19 protein-coding genes are annotated in these 18,220 nt (G+C 55.3%); 10 read left to right on the forward strand and 9 right to left on the reverse strand.

The genetic code is table 11. The features are described 5' to 3' along the window. Nucleotides 1-13: 13 nt before the first annotated feature. Nucleotides 14-1,408: a dihydrolipoyl dehydrogenase gene (gene lpdA, locus V5T82_RS12965; RefSeq protein WP_332896072.1), complete on the forward strand. Its 1,395-nt coding sequence runs from the start codon at nucleotides 14-16 to the stop codon at nucleotides 1,406-1,408. A gap of 123 nt (nucleotides 1,409-1,531) precedes the next feature. Here the strand turns inward: lpdA and V5T82_RS12970 are convergent, their stop codons facing one another. After that, the gene (locus V5T82_RS12970; RefSeq protein WP_332896073.1) at nucleotides 1,532-2,596 is read right to left on the reverse strand and encodes a histone deacetylase family protein; all 1,065 of its coding nucleotides are present in this window, start codon (nucleotides 2,594-2,596) and stop codon (nucleotides 1,532-1,534) included. Between the two features lie 343 nt (nucleotides 2,597-2,939). Between V5T82_RS12970 and V5T82_RS12975 the strand changes: the two genes are divergently transcribed. Next, on the forward strand, nucleotides 2,940-3,098 hold the full coding sequence (locus V5T82_RS12975) for a hypothetical protein (RefSeq protein WP_332896074.1): 159 nt from the start codon (nucleotides 2,940-2,942) through the stop codon (nucleotides 3,096-3,098). A gap of 71 nt (nucleotides 3,099-3,169) precedes the next feature. Here the strand turns inward: V5T82_RS12975 and V5T82_RS12980 are convergent, their stop codons facing one another. The 7 genes from V5T82_RS12980 to V5T82_RS13010 all read right to left on the reverse strand — a co-directional run bounded on the left by V5T82_RS12980 (nucleotide 3,170) and on the right by V5T82_RS13010 (nucleotide 8,890). Further along, the gene (locus tag V5T82_RS12980) at nucleotides 3,170-3,517 is read right to left on the reverse strand and encodes a c-type cytochrome (RefSeq protein WP_332896075.1); all 348 of its coding nucleotides are present in this window, start codon (nucleotides 3,515-3,517) and stop codon (nucleotides 3,170-3,172) included. A gap of 185 nt (nucleotides 3,518-3,702) precedes the next feature. Beyond that, complete coding sequence (locus tag V5T82_RS12985) at nucleotides 3,703-4,869, reverse strand: hypothetical protein (RefSeq protein ID WP_332896076.1); 1,167 nt, start codon at nucleotides 4,867-4,869, stop codon at nucleotides 3,703-3,705. Between the two features lie 59 nt (nucleotides 4,870-4,928). Continuing rightward, nucleotides 4,929-5,363, reverse strand: a complete 435-nt coding sequence (locus V5T82_RS12990; protein WP_332896077.1) for a hypothetical protein — start codon at nucleotides 5,361-5,363, stop codon at nucleotides 4,929-4,931. A gap of 179 nt (nucleotides 5,364-5,542) precedes the next feature. Beyond that, the gene (locus V5T82_RS12995) at nucleotides 5,543-5,986 is read right to left on the reverse strand and encodes a hypothetical protein (RefSeq protein WP_332896078.1); all 444 of its coding nucleotides are present in this window, start codon (nucleotides 5,984-5,986) and stop codon (nucleotides 5,543-5,545) included. 173 nt (nucleotides 5,987-6,159) lie between these two features. Then, entirely contained in the window at nucleotides 6,160-7,095 is a 936-nt protein-coding gene (locus V5T82_RS13000) for a hypothetical protein (protein ID WP_332896079.1), read from the reverse strand. A gap of 140 nt (nucleotides 7,096-7,235) precedes the next feature. Further along, the gene (locus V5T82_RS13005) at nucleotides 7,236-8,204 is read right to left on the reverse strand and encodes a tyrosine recombinase XerC (protein ID WP_332896080.1); all 969 of its coding nucleotides are present in this window, start codon (nucleotides 8,202-8,204) and stop codon (nucleotides 7,236-7,238) included. Further along, nucleotides 8,186-8,890 carry a DUF484 family protein gene (locus V5T82_RS13010; RefSeq protein ID WP_332896081.1) on the reverse strand — a complete coding sequence of 235 codons (705 nt, stop codon included), beginning with the start codon at nucleotides 8,888-8,890 and terminating at the stop codon, nucleotides 8,186-8,188. The genes V5T82_RS13005 and V5T82_RS13010 overlap by 19 nt, the downstream gene beginning before the upstream one ends. A gap of 132 nt (nucleotides 8,891-9,022) precedes the next feature. Here V5T82_RS13010 and V5T82_RS13015 point away from each other — a divergent pair, with 132 nt between their 5' ends. The 7 genes from V5T82_RS13015 to V5T82_RS13045 all read left to right on the forward strand — a co-directional run bounded on the left by V5T82_RS13015 (nucleotide 9,023) and on the right by V5T82_RS13045 (nucleotide 17,109). Then, nucleotides 9,023-11,215 (forward strand): primosomal protein N', encoded by a 2,193-nt coding sequence (locus V5T82_RS13015; protein ID WP_332896082.1) that lies wholly within the window; start codon nucleotides 9,023-9,025, stop codon nucleotides 11,213-11,215. Between the two features lie 367 nt (nucleotides 11,216-11,582). Next, nucleotides 11,583-12,143 (forward strand): F0F1 ATP synthase subunit delta, encoded by a 561-nt coding sequence (locus V5T82_RS13020; RefSeq protein WP_332896083.1) that lies wholly within the window; start codon nucleotides 11,583-11,585, stop codon nucleotides 12,141-12,143. Next, nucleotides 12,143-13,675, forward strand: coding sequence for a F0F1 ATP synthase subunit alpha (atpA, locus tag V5T82_RS13025; protein WP_332896084.1), 1,533 nt, complete (start codon nucleotides 12,143-12,145; stop codon nucleotides 13,673-13,675). The genes V5T82_RS13020 and atpA overlap by 1 nt, the downstream gene beginning before the upstream one ends. A 35-nt stretch (nucleotides 13,676-13,710) precedes the next feature. After that, nucleotides 13,711-14,601: a F0F1 ATP synthase subunit gamma gene (locus V5T82_RS13030; protein ID WP_332896085.1), complete on the forward strand. Its 891-nt coding sequence runs from the start codon at nucleotides 13,711-13,713 to the stop codon at nucleotides 14,599-14,601. Between the two features lie 32 nt (nucleotides 14,602-14,633). After that, the gene (gene atpD / locus V5T82_RS13035; RefSeq protein ID WP_332896086.1) at nucleotides 14,634-16,055 is read left to right on the forward strand and encodes a F0F1 ATP synthase subunit beta; all 1,422 of its coding nucleotides are present in this window, start codon (nucleotides 14,634-14,636) and stop codon (nucleotides 16,053-16,055) included. A 26-nt stretch (nucleotides 16,056-16,081) separates the two neighbouring features. After that, nucleotides 16,082-16,501, forward strand: a complete 420-nt coding sequence (locus tag V5T82_RS13040) for a F0F1 ATP synthase subunit epsilon (RefSeq protein ID WP_332896087.1) — start codon at nucleotides 16,082-16,084, stop codon at nucleotides 16,499-16,501. Between the two features lie 146 nt (nucleotides 16,502-16,647). After that, nucleotides 16,648-17,109: a hypothetical protein gene (locus tag V5T82_RS13045; RefSeq protein WP_332896088.1), complete on the forward strand. Its 462-nt coding sequence runs from the start codon at nucleotides 16,648-16,650 to the stop codon at nucleotides 17,107-17,109. A gap of 24 nt (nucleotides 17,110-17,133) precedes the next feature. Here V5T82_RS13045 and V5T82_RS13050 read toward each other — a convergent pair whose 3' ends face one another. Next, the gene (locus V5T82_RS13050) at nucleotides 17,134-17,532 is read right to left on the reverse strand and encodes a bacteriohemerythrin (RefSeq protein ID WP_332896089.1); all 399 of its coding nucleotides are present in this window, start codon (nucleotides 17,530-17,532) and stop codon (nucleotides 17,134-17,136) included. A gap of 188 nt (nucleotides 17,533-17,720) precedes the next feature. On the opposite strand from V5T82_RS13050, the gene sixA reads away from it, so the two are divergent. After that, complete coding sequence (gene sixA, locus V5T82_RS13055) at nucleotides 17,721-18,212, forward strand: phosphohistidine phosphatase SixA (RefSeq protein ID WP_332896090.1); 492 nt, start codon at nucleotides 17,721-17,723, stop codon at nucleotides 18,210-18,212. Nucleotides 18,213-18,220: the final 8 nt, after the last annotated feature.

An 18,220-nucleotide genomic window follows, 5' to 3' on the forward strand; every position in this document is an offset into this window, starting at 1 on the left:
GAGGATTTAACAAATGGCCGATAACGCATTTGACGTCATCATCATCGGCGGCGGGCCGGGCGGTTACGTCGCCGCCATCCGCGCCGCGCAATTGGGTTTCAACACGGCGTGCGTCGACAAACGCGAAACGCTGGGCGGGACGTGTTTGAACGTGGGCTGTATTCCGTCCAAAGCGTTGCTGCAGTCTTCGCATCTTTATGAAGAAGCGGCGCACGGCATGGAAGCCCACGGTGTGAAAGTTGCCAAGCCCAAGCTGGATCTGAAAGCCATGCTGGGGCGCAAAGACGCCGTGGTCGGCGATCTGACCAAGGGCATCGACTTCCTGTTCAAAAAGAACAAAATCACCCGTATTGTCGGCGCTGCCGAATTCACCAAACCCGGTGAAATCAAAGTGGGTTCCGACACCTACACCGGCAAACACATCATCATCGCAACGGGTTCCGAGCCTGCTCCGCTGCCGGGTGTGGACATCGACGAAAAACAAATCGTCACGTCAACGGGTGCATTGAGCCTGCCCAAAGTTCCCAAATCCATGGTCGTCATCGGCGGCGGTGTTATCGGTTTGGAGCTGGGTTCGGTCTGGCGCCGGTTGGGCGCGGACGTCACCGTGGTCGAATTCCTGCCCGCGATTTTGCCGGGCATGGACGGTGAAGTGGTCAAGCAAGCCCAGCGCACGCTGAAAAAGCAAGGCATGAACTTCAAAACCGGCACCAAAGTCACGGCGGCGAAAACGTCCAAAAGCGGCGTGACGCTAACGGTCGAACCGGCTGCGGGTGGCGACGCGCAAGAGCTTAAAGCCGACGTGGTTCTGGTGGCCATTGGCCGTCGTCCGTTCACGGACAATCTGGGTCTGGACAAAGCGGGCGTGGAAACGGATGAGCGCGGGTTTGTGAAAACCGACGGTCACTTCAACACCAACGTTCCGGGCATCTACGCCATCGGCGACGTCATCGGCGGCATGATGCTGGCCCACAAAGCCGAAGAAGAAGGTATCGCCTTGGTCGAAACCTTGGACGGTCAAGCCGGCCACGTGAACTACGGCGCCATCCCCGGCGTTGTCTATGTGGAGCCGGAAATTGCCGCTTTGGGTCGCACCGAAGAAGGCCTCAAAAAAGACGGCATTGACTACACCGTCGGCAAGTTCCCGTTCATGGCGAATTCGCGCGCGCGTGCGGTGGGCAACACCGAAGGCTTCGTGAAGATTTTGGCCGACGCCAAAACCGACCAGGTCTTGGGCGCACACATCATCGGCCCGGGTGCAGGTGAGCTGATCCAAGAAGTCGCGTTGGCGATGGAATTCGGCGGCTCGTCCGAAGACATCGCCCGCACATCCCACGCCCACCCCGGCACGTCCGAGGCGGTCAAAGAAGCCGCCCTAGCTTGCTTGGGACGCGCTATACACGTCTAATCCAGACGTTTTCAGTATCAAAAGGGCGCGGAGCCATTCCGCGCCCTTTTTGTTGGATTTGATCCAGAACAGCGACCGCCACAACGACGCTAAGTTTCGGGTATCAAGGGTTGATCGGGCGGTCTACAAAAGATCAAAAGCTGTCAGGATACCTATGATGGACTTGCCGATGTGATCGGCATTGGATTTCTGATACCCGCCAGAGAGGGTCATGACGATCGGAATTTCCAGCTCTTTTGCGGCAAGGAAAACGGCAAGGTCGCGGGCTGCCATACCCTCTGGAGAGACGTCCAATCCACCTAAAGGATCCCCGCTCAGGATGTCGGAGCCAGCATAATAAAAAATCAAATCAGGCCGATACTGCGTTGTGGCGCTGTGTAGGGCATTTTTGATTGTCCGAAGATAGACTTCTGTTGGCGTGCCCATACCGAGTTTAACGGACCAATCAATTGCGCCGTAAAGGTGCTGGGCATAGGGATATACCTGCGCGTTGAAGGCATCCAAAATTCTCACGTTTGGATCATCGCCATAGATGCTTTCATGCCCGTTGCCTTGGTGTGCGTCGAAATCAATGATCAGGAATTTCTTTGGGCCTAAGCTGTTCGCCCGAACATGTTCGATGGCAATGGGCACATCGGCATAGGCGCAAAATCCCTCAGCAGTCGTTTGCCCGGCATGGTGATACCCCCCACCTAAGTTGATTGACCATCCGTGTTTCAATGCAAGCTGAGCAGCAATGACCGTTCCGCCGGTGGCCAGCCGTTGGCGAGAGGTCAGTACATTGTCGATTAAATCATTGGGCAGGTATGCCAATGTTGACATTTCCGTGTACTTCGCTGCTGCTGATGCAGTTGTTAAATAAGCTAAATGCGCTGGTGGATGCACCCGCAAGAGATCGGCCTCACTTGGCATTGATGCTTGCACGGGATCAAATCGGTCGAATAGACCAGCGCCTTCAAGATAGTCATAAATCTTTTCGTATTTTCGCGTGTCGAATGGGTGAAAATTTTCGAGACCGAGAAAACGGATGTTGTAATTTGGATGATAGACGATGGGCAGGACCGGCTTCTGCACCGCTGCGGGCATGTGTTTATCATCTAGATTTTTAGCGTGGGCAAAACCGCTAGCGAAAACGATCAAGAGAACGAGGTAAATACCTGTGTTTCTCATAAACGGATTTCCGAGCATTTTTTATCCCCCAGTGTAACGTACGGTTATTGCAATCACTTTTGCAAGAGTTTCTGTGGCTTGCCGAAACCATGGATTGATCAGGCTCAGCCTATCAGAATTGAACGAAATGTCTCCTTATGGTTTGTCGGGGACGCTCGTTCAGAGATCGAAATGCGTTGGATTGTTTTTGAGCCCTTTTTTGTTGGATTTTGGGCAAATTTGGCCCCTGAAAAAAGGGGATTTGCATGTTTGAGCCTAATCTGTATATTATGTTTTCGAAATATGAGAAAAATCTGTTGGGATCACGTTCAGCGCTGTCGCTGGTTGAGGGGGTCTCGACTGTCTAACGAGAGGTGAATTCATGGCTAACGTAAGCATGCGTGATAAGGTTCCTGAAGGTAAAACCGAATACCTGACCACGACCCAAATGGAGCCGAACGAAAAAGGCTACGTCGGTTACAAAACCACGTGGGTTGAGTTCCAAAAAGAAGTTCCTTACACCACGCCGAAAAAGCCGTAAGGTCAATTCGACCGTAAGGTTTCGAGGCCGCGCGATCCCCATGGGTCGCGCGGCCTTTTGCGTCTGCAGACTTATTTCGTATTCATGCGTTCTTGGCGCGCGCGGGCCATGGGGGTCCAGCGGTTTTTGATATAGCGCAGCACGATCCAGATTTGTTCGTCTGTGAGATGCTCTTGAAAACTTGGCATGTTGCTTGGAAAATTGGATGGAACGATGGACGTGCCTCCCAATTTGATGGAGCGAAACAGCAAGTCGTCGCTGAGCTTCCAGGCCCGTCCTTCGCCGTTTAGCGGCGCGGCGGGCACGGTCCCGTCCGCGTTTTGGACCTGCCAGTTGGGCTGTCCTTGAAGGTCCGGCCCGTGACACTGGGCGCAATGCTCTTGATAGATTGCTTCCCCGGCGGCCAATTCAGAAGTCACAGATTTTTCAGGGCTATCATCACAAGCGTTGAGAAAGACAATGGCTGTGAAAAGATAGAATGTGCGTTTCATCATACATAAATTAAAGCACTGTTTAAACCGGGAGGACAAGCTCTATCTATCGGTGAGCGTTGGTATAGCCAATACCCCATTGTTGACGGGGCAATGGGGGCAATGCGTGTCTCTCAATCGGAAAAATAATTGACGATGTGCTGGGCGCGGGACTGGGTTGGATCGTTTGTATATGTCTGGTCCGCCAGTCGTGCACGTTCTTTTGAAAGCGCGTCACCTTGGACCCATTTAGCTAAAGAGCGTGACAGGTCTTCATCGTCCAATTCCAAGTCGATAAAACGAACCCCTGGGATATCTGACGCGCCCGACAGCTGCGTTGTCTGCGTGGATAAAACCAGTGCGCCTTGTGTTAAGGCATCCCATACGCGTTCTGTCGCGCCACTGGCATACTTTGGCGTGACATTCGCCACGGCTTGCCGTGTGCCACATGCGCTTAAGACGGTTTCATAATCGCTTACGCCATGGAAGTAGATGGTTTTGCCGTCGAATTCGGCGGGGTTTGCAACGTCACCAAAGACATCCACTTCAACGTGATTGGCAAGGGCTTTGATCAATCTGCGTCGCGCCAGATTTTGTCCTGTGCTCTCGATATACGACAACAAACCGGAACGCAGATCGGCATTGAGCTCAGCCATGTTGGCGCCTACAGACGTGCAGCTGTCTTGAAATAGGTCATGGACGACGCCAGGTTTGCGGCTGAGCGTTTCGGCGGCTGCACAGGCGGCCTCAATGTAGGGGTGCAGCTGGGGCGGGTTTTGGCTTTTGAAGGCCTCGCAGGACAGGACGGGACCAATGTTTCCTGGAACGGCGACGGCATTTGTTCTGTTGCTTTGAGACGCGAAGTCAATGGACAAGCTGTCGGGTTTGTGCGGAACAAAGAGACCTTGAAGATCCAAATCAAGCCAGCGCAGCGCGGATATATGGCTTTCGTCAATGACGCCGATGTATGTATCGGGTGGGAGCCGGCGCAGAGCTTGTAAATGAGCCCCCGGATTGTCCACGATCCAGCACAAGTGGCGACACCCCAGCTTATAAGGTTCGCCATTGGGAAGTTGGCCTGGAAACTCAACCCGGCCGTTGAACGTTATCAAAAGACGATCTTCAGACGGCGTTGCAAGCTTATCGAGGAGAAGATTAATGTCTTCACGGGCCAGTTGATCCAAGGCGACCCGCTCAACGGTCAGGCCGACGTTTTCCAAATCAGCACATAAGCCAGATATGAGACGCGTGGCCCAACCATGAAGGTTGCCGGTGGTTAGGAAAAGGATTTCTTTCAGCATCTTGTTTCATCCCCAAGCCTTGGAATGAACAAGATTAAGGCGAAAATCTTGCGTTCTGCTTAATCGTCATATTGAAAAAATGCAGGCCGGGATGGCGGGGGGGCAACCACCAGTGCGAGGGTCATCACCCAGGTCAAAGTGCCCGAGCGGTCTTTTGTTAAGATAACGGCACTGGTGTCATACCCGACAATCACGGGGCGATAGCTGCGTCCCGACAACAGAACGCACCGCCCCCGCGTTTTGATTTTGGACATCAGCTTTCGGTCATCGTCTGTTTTGGCTTGGTTGTAGGCCAGGATGTCTTCGCGCTTTTTGCACCCGACGTAATTCCCTTTGAACACGCCCGGGCGGCTTCTGGTTTTTCTCGACGCGTCCACTTTGTCGCGATCAAGGCGACCTTCGTAGGTCGGAATGGTTTGGCCCAAAACTTTGTAGCTGAAATCTTTGCTGTCATCTTTCGCCAGGGATGGAGAGGCCCAAGCAACAATCGACACGATAACCAAAAGGGCGCGTGCGCAGCCAAACCTGGGGCCACTTCGCCACAGAGCATGGAGAATTCTTCGATCCCGTGTGAAAACGACCATGTGTAAAACGCCATCCCTTTTCTATGGCTTCAAGATAATGCGAACGTGTCTGACACAACAGTCAGAATGCGTGTGGAAAAACAAATGTTTTAAGCGTGCAACGCGCCTAAGGCCAAATCGGTGAACTGGCTGTGGACTTCGCCTTCGTTTTGGACGTAACACGCCATACCGTCGACGTTGTGGGAAAATACCAAGCCGCGCCGCTCCAAGTCGTCCAACAGGACTTGGCAACGTTTGGTGGACATGTGCATCAATTCGGCAATGTCCGTGATGCAGAGTTTGGCGATATGCACCAACGCCAGTAAGCGGGCCTCGAGAACGTCAATTTGACCGTTGGTGGCGACAACCATGCGCTCAGCGGCGAAGGTGCTGATCAACATCAACTCTTCTGCCGACCCTGACAATTGGCAGATGTATGGCACGCGCACAGCATCATGCCCCCCTAAGGCCACACGGGCCGCACGGCGTGTGATCTCGTCCAGGCAGTTTTGCGAGTCTACAGGGTCAAGCTGTACGGGATGTAAGGAATTCACGCGCGCTCTCCTTATGGTTGATCGAATTTAACCATACTTAGAACTATCAGGCAATTGGAACAATTTGATTGTGATTGCGTGAAGCCTATAAGTCAGGTCTGCGTCAGATTGAGAAAACCGCTGGCAACATAGAGAAAGTCATATGTTGCCAGCGGCTTAAACTTGGACGCTTGTTAGTCTGCATACTTACCGTCACCGGTGTACGTGCCCCCGGCAACCAGGGTCTGGGCCTTTTGAATGGCAATGGGTGCACCCATGATATTCATAAAGCTGTTGTCCCCGGTCATGCTCAGATCGGGGAAATTGATGGCGATGCGAAAGCGCGCGGACAACGCCCAGGCGAATTTTCCGCTGACCACGATTTCGACCGGCAGGTGCGCGGTGGACCGGGTTGGTTTGAAGTCAATCTCACTCATGACCCAAGCATCGTCTTGCTGGCGGCCCTCTTCGCCTTCACCTTTTAGGCCAATGCCAAAGACGGTGGATTCCTTGCCGGGGATGTCAATGCGATACACCTTGCTGGCTCCGCCGACACCTTGGGCGAGGTTGGTTTCGATACGTTCGACCATCTCCGTGTACGATTTGGCGGAGCCCAAACGGTTCGGGTCGTCGAAGTAGGGCATCAAAAACATGTAGTGATAGTCTTCCAGATCATCCGCCGTCATGCCTTCTTCGGGGCCAAATTCACCTTGATTGCCCAGCGCCGTTTCCAGGGCTTGGGCAACGGGGGCCATATCGGCGTCCATGCGATAAGCCGCCGCCATATAGGCAGGGTTGGTGTAGGCGACTTGAATTTCGCCGTTCATATCGGTGATGGAGATGCGCTGCGCCGCGCCATAAGCCCCAAATTCGGTTTTGGCGGCTTGTTTTTTCAGATGGTCATTGGTGACAATCAAAACCTCCGCCCCGGCGAACGGTGCATAAGTGCCAACAATGTCGAACCCGGCTTGGTCCAATTTTGCAGAAACCTGAGCTTTGCGCGCTTCGACGGAACCGGATTCCACCGACGACAATATGAACGGTTTCATGACGGTTTCAGCCATGGCCGTTGAGGTTGCGCCGAACAGCGCAGCCAAGCTCACAAGCACGACGGATATCGTACGTTTCATGGTGTCGTTCTCCCCTTCGTTTTTTATCAGTTGATCAGTTTTATATTAGAAAAGCTCAAAACAAGGGCAGTACTATGCGCCCACGGTTTTTGCGTGGGGTTTGAAGGACTTGGTGCGGGGTGTGGTGGGTCTTTAAGTCTTCAACGCCGGCGTTTGGCGCGCGGGTGCGCTGTGGAGTAAACCGCATGCAGGCGTTGGGCGTCGACATCGGTGTAGCGCTGGGTGGTGGATAGGGTCTCGTGGCCCATCAATTCTTGGATGGTGCGCAAGTCTCCGCCACCGCTGAGCAGGTGCGTGGCGAAGCTGTGGCGGAGCGCATGCGGGGTGACGGAATCGGGCAAACCCATCAGCGCGCGGATTTTGCGCACTTGGGCTTCGGCGGTGCCGGGGTTAAGGCGTTTTCCACGCACGCCCAAAAACAGCGGGCTGTCCTGGGTCTGCGGGTAGGGCGATGCTTTGACGTAGGCTTCAATGGCGGATTTGACGGCAGGCAGGACCGGCACGACGCGTTGCTTGTTGCCTTTGCCGGTGATGGTCATGGTGTCGCCTGCGGGAATGTCACAGACGTTGAGGTTCAGGGCTTCGCTGATGCGCAGACCACAGCCGTACAGCAGTTTCAACAACGCTTCATCACGCTTACCAACCCAGGGCTCGTCGCTGAGTTGGCTCACGGTTTCGACCATTTCCAGGGCGTCTTCCATGGTCAACGCCTTGGGCACAGATTTAGGCAGCTTGGGCGTGCGCACAGCGTGAACGGCGGCGTTGTTCACCAGCCCTTCGCGCTCAAGATATTTATAAAGGGTGCGCAGCGATGAAAACTGGCGGGCCATGGTGGTGCGGCTTTTCCCGGCGTCATTGAGCCGCGCCAGCCAACTGCGAAAATCCAGGGCTTTGAGGTTGTCCAACATATTGAGGTCGGGCGCGCGGCCTTTGTGGGCGCTGAGAAAGCTCAGAAACTTTGCACAATCGCGTAGGTAATTGTCGATTGTGTGGGGGCTATAGCGTTTTTCATGGCTGAGCCAATCCAGCCACTTGGACAGCGCATTCACAACATCCGGCGCCGCCGGAACGTCTTGCAGAGGTGTACCGTTTAGCCCTGGGACAGCCATTTGGTGAACAGCTTTTCAGTGACCCGCGCCAAGAAGTTGAGCAAGTCGGTGCCTTGGCCCGGGTGGAACGCGCCGGGGATGGAGGAACCTAAGGCAAGCACACCGCCCGCCAGTGTCGCGTTGGGCCGCAAACGGGCAAGGGCTGCGGAACGCACCATGGTGCTGTCTTCGCCAAACACGGTGCCGTCATCCAGCATGTCACGGACCAAAGCCACATCGGCGCCTTCACCCAAAGTCGCATCCAGATAATGGAACGGCAGCATTTTGACGCCGGGCAGGCGCAGCGCGGCTTCGGCTTTATAGTCTTGTTCGAAGCCGAAGCTGACGCAATCCACGTCCAGCAACAGCGGTAAATCTTGGGTCATGATGCGCGCCATGTGCTCGGCGTCTTGGGCCGACAACAAGGCCAAGGTCGCCGCGTGGGTGCGCGTCAGGTAGGTCATGTTGGTGCGGCTGGTCTCAATCACGTCTTGGGCGCAGGCCGTCAGGTTCTGCATCTCGTCGCGCATTTTGTCGACCATGGCGGCTTGGAAATCGATCGCGCCGTCGGGGCGCTCCAGCGCCACGGGGCCGTTCATCTGCACCAAAACGTCCGGGTTTCTGGAAAAGAAATCCGGGTGTTTCACCAAGTATTGGCCGATTTCATCCTCACTTAAAAAGGATTTGGCGTGTTGTGTGCTGCTCATGGTCGTCCCTCTGGCCCCTGTTTAGGCATCTCGCGCAAATGCCCCGGTTGATGGGGCGAATCGATGGGTTCATATTCTGATCCATATTCGTTAAGGCTTTCCTTCCAAGCATTTGGACTTAAGCTTAGGGCCATGAGTGACGATTCGATGGAAATGGGACCAGGTGAACGGTGCGGCGTTTTGCTGCCGGTGCCGTTGGGTAAGGTCTATGACTATAAAGTCCCGCCAGGCCTAAGCCTGCGCCCCGGCGATTTTGTGCGCGTGCCATTGGGGCCGCGCAAGCTCATCGGCGTGGTTTGGGGCGAAGGCGCGGGGGACGTCGCGGACAGTAAATTGCGCGCCGTCTTTGAAAAGTTGCCCGCCCCGCCCATGAGCGAAGTCTCGCGCAAATTCGTCGATTGGGTCGCGAGCTACACCTTGTCGTCTCAGGGTGCCGTTTTAAAGATGGCCATGAGTGTGACCGACGCCATTGAACCGCCCAAGGGGGTGAAGGCCTACCGTGTGGCCGACCCGCTGCCTGACATCAAAATGACCAAGACCCGCGAAAGTGTGTTGAAGGTTCTCAAAGACGGCCCGCCGCTCACCGCGTCCGAAGCGGCGTTGGAGGCCGGGTGCTCGCCTGCGGTCGTTGCGGGGCTCGCCAAACAAGGCGCGCTGGTCGAAGCCCAACAGGTCCGGCCTCAGCACTTCGATCGACCCGACCCGGACAAAGCGGGGCCAGAGCTGTCGCCAGCACAGAAATATGCCGCCGACCAAATGGCGGCGAAGGTGGGGCGGGAACGCTATACATCCATGCTGCTGGACGGCGTGCCGGGCTCGGGCAAGACCGAGGTCTATTTCGAAGCCGTCGCCGAAGCTGTGCGCCAGGGCAAACAGGTTTTGGTGTTGTTGCCGGAAATCGCGCTGGGGTCACAGTGGCTGGCGCGGTTTGAAAAGCGTTTTGACGCGCGCCCGGCCCAGTGGCATTCAGACCTGGGCCAGCGCGAACGGCGCGAAACGTGGCGCGCGGTGGCGGACGGACGGGCCAGCGTCGTGGTCGGTGCACGCTCGGCTTTGTTTCTGCCTTACAAAGATTTGGCCCTGATTGTCGTGGACGAAGAACACGACCCGGCCTTTAAACAAGAAGAGGGCGTTATCTATCATGCCCGGGACATGGCGGTTGTCCGTGGGCACTTGGGGAAAATCCCGGTTTGTTTGGCCTCGGCCACGCCATCGCTGGAAAGCGTGATCAATGCACAAACCGGCAAATATGCCCTGTTGCATTTGCCCGAACGCCATGGCGGTGCGGTTCTGCCGGAGCTCGACTTGATCGACATGCGCAAGGAAAAGCTGCCCGCGACGCGCTGGTTGTCGCCCAGTTTGCAAGAGGCGCTCACCCAAACCTTCGAAGCGGGCCAGCAGGCCATGCTGTTTTTGAACCGGCGCGGCTATGCGCCGCTGACCCTGTGTCGGACCTGCGGGTTTCGCATGAAATGTCCCAACTGTTCGGCGTGGCTGGTGGAACACCGGGTGCGGGGGCGTTTGCAGTGTCACCACTGCGGCCACAACATTCAGATGCCCACCCAGTGCCCCGAATGTTCTTGCGAAGGCACCTTTGCCGCGTGCGGGCCGGGGGTGGAGCGCTTGGCCGAAGAGGCCATGAACACGTTCCCCGACGCCCGCTTAGCCATGGCGAGCTCCGACACCATTACCGGACCCATGGCCGCCCAAGCGTTGGTGGAGAAAATTGAGCGTCACGACGTGGACTTAATTATCGGCACGCAATTGGTGGCAAAGGGCTACCACTTTCCGCTGTTGACCCTCGTGGGCGTGGTGGATGGGGACCTCGGTCTGGCCGGGGGCGATCTGCGTGCGGCGGAGCGGACTTATCAGCTTTTGTATCAAGTCGCCGGGCGCGCCGGGCGCGGGGACAAGCCTGGCCGCGTGCTGGTGCAGACGTTTCAGCCCGACCATGCGGTGATGCAGGCGATGAAGTCCGGCGTGCGCGACAGCTTCATTGCCGAAGAGATCCGCGCGCGCGAAGAACTCTCCATGCCGCCGTTCGGACGCTTGGTGTCGCTGATTGTGTCGGGGAAAAACGTCATCGATGTGGAAAATCAGGCCGCCAACCTGGCGCGTTCGGCGCCCAGATATGACGGGGTCCAAGTTTTGGGCCCGGCACCCGCCCCTTTGGCCCAATTGCGGGGCAAATTTCGCCACAGATTGCTCATGAAACTGGAATCTGGTGTTGCACCGCAAAAAATTGTGAGCGAATGGTTAGGCCGCGTCACCCGCGTCAAGGGTGCCCGAATCCAAATCGACGTCGATCCGCAAAGTTTTTTGTAAGCCTAAAATTGAACCGATTTCGCACCTGCGGAATCTATGCAGAATCTAGAACGTCTCCAAAAGCTGCTTTTTGTATGTGAATTATGGGCGGAATTCCGCCATTTGTGAAATTTTTGAGAGGGTTCATTTCGGCGGTGGCTAATATGTGCAAAATGGCATGTACGGCAGTTTGTCACAAACCTGCCAAAGCCTAAGAATTCCGGGCAAAAAAATATCCGAAGAGTCGTCTTGCAAGGCCCAAAACCGTGTGATAGATAACACCGCGTTCGCACTAGCAGCATGAACACTTTATGCAGCGGTGCGACATTCATGAAAAGGGGGCCACTAAGGCCCCTCAGGCTAACACTCAGGTCAGGGATTCTCCCAGGTGTCATCCGAGACCACAGGTACAACCGGCCTTGCGGGCCGCTACGCCAAAGCTCTATTCGAGCTGGCCGAGTCCGCAAACAAGCTGGACAAAGTCGCCGAAGACCTCAAAGCATTGGGGTCTTTGATCCAAGACAGCGAAGAATTGGGCTCTGTCCTTTCCTCGCCGGTCCTTTCCCGCTCCGAACAAGCCAAGGTTATGACGGCCATTGCCGACAAAGCCGGAATGGATGAGCTCACGTCCAACTTCGTTGGAACCGTCGCTCAAAACCGTCGCTTGTTTGCGCTGGACAGCATGATCAAGGCGTTTCTCAGTCAGTTATCTCACCGCCGGGGCGAAGCCACGGCGCAGATTGTTTCGGCGAAGACGTTGAGCGATGCTCAACTCTCTGCCGTTTCCGACGTGTTGAAAAAAGCAGTGGGGACCAATGTCTCCGTGGAGGCCGAGGTGGACGAAAGTCTGCTTGGCGGCATGATCGTCAAGGTCGGCTCCCGCATGATCGACTCGTCGCTTAAAACCCAGTTGCAGCAACTACACCTCTCAATGAAGGGGATTGGATAATGGATATCCGTGCCGCGGAAATTTCCGCAATTCTGAAAGATCAAATCGCTAATTTTGGAACCGAAGCAGAAGTTGCTGAGGTTGGTCAGGTCCTGTCCGTTGGTGACGGTATCGCTCGCGTTTACGGTTTGGACAATGTCCAAGCCGGTGAAATGGTCGAGTTCCCGGGCGCCATTAAAGGCATGGCGCTCAACCTCGAAGAAGACAACGTTGGTGTTGTTATCTTCGGCGATGACCGTACCATCAAAGAAGGCGACACTGTTAAACGTACCGGTGAAATCGTTGACGTACCGACCGGCAAAGGCCTTCTGGGCCGTGTTGTCGACGGTCTCGGCAACCCCATCGACGGTAAAGGCCCGATCGAAGACGCGACCCGCAGTCGTGTTGAAGTGAAAGCCCCGGGCATCATCCCGCGTAAATCGGTTCACGAACCGATGCAAACGGGTTTGAAAGCGATCGACTCTCTGATCCCCATTGGCCGCGGCCAACGTGAATTGATCATTGGTGACCGCCAAACCGGTAAAACCGCCGTGATCATCGACACCATCATCAACCAAAAAAGCATTAACGACGCCGCGACGGAGGACAGCGAGAAGCTGTTCTGCATCTATGTGGCTGTCGGTCAGAAGCGCTCCACGGTTGCTCAGTTGGTGAAATCTCTCGAAGAGAACGGCGCGATGGAATACTCCGTGGTTGTGGCGGCTACCGCTTCCGACCCGGCTCCGATGCAGTTCTTGGCACCGTACACGGGTGCGACCATCGGTGAATTCTTCCGCGACAATGGCCAGCACGCGGTCATCTTCTACGATGATTTGACCAAGCAAGCTGTTGCGTATCGCCAAATGTCTCTGTTGCTGCGCCGCCCGCCGGGCCGCGAAGCTTATCCGGGTGACGTGTTCTACTTGCACTCTCGCTTGTTGGAACGCGCCTGTAAGCTGGGCGACAAAGCCGGCAACGGTTCTTTGACGGCTCTGCCGGTCATCGAAACCCAAGCTGGTGACGTGTCCGCATACATTCCGACCAACGTGATTTCCATCACCGACGGTCAGATCTTCTTGGAATCGGAACTCTTCTACAAAGGCATCCGCCCGGCTGTGAACGTCGGTCTGTCGGTGTCTCGTGTGGGTTCATCCGCTCAGGTGAAAGCCATGAAGCAGGTTGCTGGCTCCATTAAGTTGGAACTGGCTCAGTACCGTGAAATGGCAGCGTTTGCGCAGTTCGCATCCGACTTGGATCCGGCGACGCAGAAACTGCTGGCCCGTGGTGCACGTTTGACCGAGCTTTTGAAGCAGCCGCAGTACAGCCCGCTCACCGTTGAAGAGCAGGTTGCGATTATCTACTCGGGTGTTAAAGGCTACCTGGATAAGATCGACACCAAAGACGTGACCCGTTACGAGCATGCTTTGCTCGGCGAGTTCCGCTCCAAAGGTGCCGACATCCTGGCCACCATCCGCGATGAGAAAGCGCTGTCTGAAGAAACCGAAGGCAAACTGGCGAAGTTCATCGAAGACTTCACTAAAACGTTTGCTTAATTTGAGAGCTTAGGAACGGAGCGGGACAACGTCTCATGCCTAACCTTAAGGACCTAAAAAACCGGATCGACAGCGTCAAATCGACGCGCAAGATCACTTCGGCCATGAAAATGGTTGCGGCGGCTAAACTCCGTCGCGCCCAGGAGGCCGCCGAGTCCGCTCGCGCTTATTCCGAGCGCATGGACACGGTGCTGCGTTCCCTTGCCGGCTCTTTCGCCGGTCAGGAAGGTGGTCCGGAGCTTCTTGCCGGTAACGGTAACGACCAGACGCATTTGTTGGTCGTTTTCACTTCGGACCGTGGCCTGTGTGGCGGCTTCAACGGCTCCATCGTTCGCGAATCCCGTCGTCTCGTTCACGAGATGAAGGGCGAAGGCAAAACGGTGAAACTGTTGTGTGTCGGGCGCAAAGGTGCGGACCTTCTGAAAGCTGAATTCAAAGGCGATATCGTTGATAGCGTCATTGGTGTCGGCGGCAAGAAGGGCATCCAATACGCCGAAGCAACCGCCGTATCCGATAAGATCACGGAAATGTATGAAGCAGGCGAGTTTGATGTCTGCTCCATCGTCTTCAACAAATTCCAATCGGCCATGACGCAAATCGTCACGAACACCCAGCTGATCCCGTTTGCATCGGACGATGCAATGGACCCGGCTGACGACGGTGAGCTGAAAGCTGCGTACGAATTCGAACCCGAAGAAACCGAAATCTTGGAAGTCTTGCTTCCCAAGAACCTCGGTGTTCAAGTTTTCCAAGCTATGTTGGAAAGCTCGGCGTCCGAACACGGCGCACGCATGACCGCTATGGACAACGCTACCCGCAACGCTGGGGACATGATCGACAAGTTGACGCTGACGTACAACCGTTCGCGTCAGGCGGCGATCACCAGTGAATTGATTGAAATTATCTCCGGCGCGGAAGCGCTGTAAGAATACGCTGATACCTTTAAGGAGCTACAGCGATGGCAAACATCGGACATATCACTCAGGTTTTGGGCGCCGTTGTCGACGTGCGTTTCCCGTCGGGAGACCTTCCCAACATCCTGACCGCTTTGGATCTTGAGCACGAAGGCAAACGCCTGGTTTTGGAAGTTGCACAGCACTTGGGCGAAAACGTCGTTCGCACGATTGCTATGGACTCTACCGACGGTATTCAACGCGGCGCAGAAGTTCACGACACCGGCGAGCCGATCTCGGTTCCCGTTGGTCCGGAAACGCTGGGCCGTATCATGAACGTCATCGGCGAGCCGATTGACGAACGTGGCCCGGTTGAAACCAAAGCAACCGCACCGATCCACAACGAAGCCCCGGAATTCGCAGACCAGTCTACGGACGCGGAAATCCTGGAAACCGGCATCAAAGTCGTTGACTTGATCGGCCCTTACGCCAAAGGCGGTAAGATCGGTCTGTTCGGCGGTGCTGGTGTGGGTAAAACGGTTCTGATTATGGAACTGATCAACAACATCGCAAAAGGCCACGGTGGTTATTCCGTGTTTGCCGGTGTTGGTGAACGTACCCGTGAAGGTAACGATCTGTACCACGAAATGATCGAATCCGGCGTTATCGACCTCGAAGGTGACGGCTCCAAAGCTGCCCTGGTTTATGGTCAGATGAACGAACCGCCGGGAGCACGTGCACGTGTGGCTCTGACGGGTCTGACGCTGGCTGAATACTTCCGCGACCAAGAAGGCCAGGACGTGTTGTTCTTCGTGGATAACATCTTCCGCTTCACTCAAGCTGGTTCCGAAGTGTCCGCTTTGTTGGGTCGTATCCCGTCTGCTGTGGGTTACCAGCCGACGTTGGCCACAGACATGGGTGCTTTGCAAGAACGCATTACCTCCACCAAAAAAGGTTCTGTGACGTCTGTGCAAGCTATCTACGTTCCTGCGGATGACTTGACTGACCCCGCACCGGCAACCTCGTTTGCTCACTTGGACGCAACCACGGTTTTGTCCCGTCAGATCGCCGAGCTCGGCATCTACCCGGCTGTTGATCCGCTGGACTCCACGTCCCGCGTTTTGGATCCGCGCGTTGTTGGTGAAGAACACTACGGCGTTGCCACCGAAGTTCAGCAGGTTCTGCAAACCTACAAAGGTCTGCAAGACATCATCGCGATCTTGGGTATGGACGAACTGTCCGAAGAAGACAAAATGATCGTTGCTCGCGCACGCAAAATCCAACGCTTCTTGTCCCAACCGTTCCACGTTGCTGAAGTTTTCACGGGTTCCCCGGGTAAACTGGTTTCCTTGGAAGACACCATCAAAGGCTTTAAAGGCATCGTCGAAGGCGAATACGATCACCTTCCCGAAGCGGCCTTCTACATGGTTGGCACCATCGACGAAGCGATCGAAAAAGCGAAGGAAATGGCTGCGGAAGCTGCCTAATCCTCTCTTAAGTTGGAGTAAAGCACATGGCCGAACGGGTCGAATTCGAACTGGTCTCACCGGAACGCCTGGTTAAATCCCAAGGTGTGGACATGGTCGTCGTACCGTGCTCCGAAGGTGACATCGGTGTATTGGCGGGTCACACGCCGCTGATCGGAACCGTGCGCCCGGGTGTGGTGGACATCCACGAAAACGGCAAGGTGATGGAAAGCATTTTCGTCTCCGGCGGTTTCGTTGAAGTCACGCCCGACCGTTGCACGCTGTTGGCGGAAGAAGCCACGTCCGTGATGGAGCTCAACGAAGAAACCGCACAAGCCCGTCTCGAAGCGGCTCAAGCGGCTTTGGAAAAAGCATCCAGCGACGTGGAAAAAGCCAACGCCGAAGCAGAAATCGCAACGGCTGAAGCCATGCTGGGTGCTCTGGGCGCAAGCCCTGCGGCTCACTGATCCAGCTGACCAGCTAAATCTATAAAACGGGCTCCTTTGCGGGGGCCCGTTTTGTTTTGTCGTCCTTTTCCAATTTGTGTAACATATCCCGACAGGGAGAAGGGCCAAGCCTTGGGGCTTGTAAACGAACATCTATGGGGACCTAAATGAAGAACTGCTTACTGTGCCCAAAAGGCACGAAATGCCGGGGCTATGTGTTGTCCGAGCTTATCTTGAAGCTCTATGACGCCGTGTCCAAAGGACTGGACGCCACGGCCATTGCTCAACAGCTCACCGTTGAGGATATGGAGCTGCTGTCCGCCCAGGGCGACAAGGCGCGCATCACGTGTTGGAGCAAAGGCTTCGTCTTGGTGCTGGCGCGCAAAGTGGCCGACATTTCCAAAAATGCAGAAAGCGAAGTCGAACTGCGCATCGGCATTGAGCGTTTGGTGGTGCAGATGGACGGTCTGTTTTCCAAGCTACCCAAGGGCCTCAGCATCGACTTGGCCGACTTGGTTATGGACATCTACAACCGCGCCACCGAAATCATGGCCGACGAAGGCAGCACATGTGTCGTCCCGGCCACCATTTTGGGCAAGGTTGTGCACGACGCGGCGCGCGGGGCTTAAGCTCTGGGATTTAAGTGGCGGGAATTAGTTTTCCAGGTACTCGGCGTAGCCTTGGTCGGCCCTCATGATGTGATTGGTGAGCCACTTTTTTAGAAATTCCAAGACTTCACGGATGTTGATGGCATCTGGATTGGTTTGGTAGATCGTCGCAATGTCCTTCACAGTTTTGCGAATGTCATTGTGCATGTCCAGATGCTTGTCTTTGTCCGGATATGCGGAGTTCAAAAACAGCTCTTCTTCGCGCTCAAAATGGCGTTCTACATAATCGATCAGGTGATGGATAATGCTCGCGATTTCGGCGTTTTTAGCACCGCGCTCGACCCGCATAAACAAGTCGTTGGTGATGTTGACCAGGGTGATGTGGTCAAAGTCCACGACCTTATGGCCGACCTTGTAATTTTCGTTCCACTGAATGAAGTCCACGTCTCAAGTCCACATTATTTGTTTATGAGGTTGTTCTGAAAATAGTCCGTTTCGCGTAGCACGGTCAATCTTTCATTGAAAAGGCATGTTTAAGCACACTTTACTGATCCAATTGATGCGTTGTTTGGAGAACTGGGATGTGCTGAAATCCTCTGATAAGCGCTGGGGGTCACGGATAGGGAGTTTACATGCGATTATATTTGGTGCGCCACGGTAAGGCCGAGTTTGGAGCGGACGAAGACGCCAACCGTCATTTGTCGCCGCGCGGACGCTATGATGTGGACATGATCGGCCAACATATGGCACGCCAGGACATTCCGATCAAACACATCTTCCATTCTGGTCTGGTTCGTGCGCACGAAACGGCGGAAATTTTGGGCCTTCATTTGGCCCCGAAAGTCGAACCGGAACTCCTATCCGGCATTGAGCCATGGGGTGATGTGAAAGCCTTCGCCAAATTGGCGGAGAGCTGGAAAGAGCCCACAATCGTCTGCGGGCACGAACCGTTCATGGGCTCGGCGGTTTCTCAACTTGTGACGGGCAAGCCGGGAAACGACTTGGTCGAGGTGAAAACAGGCTCGGTGATGGCGCTGAGCCCGGCCAAATGGGGCGACAACTGGGTGCTGCGTTGGATGCTCAATCCGCGCATCATCCGCGGCCCCAAAACCATGGAGGATTGAGGGAGCAG

Source organism: Magnetovibrio sp. PR-2, from assembly GCF_036689815.1.
Taxonomy (GTDB): domain Bacteria; phylum Pseudomonadota; class Alphaproteobacteria; order Rhodospirillales; family Magnetovibrionaceae; genus Magnetovibrio.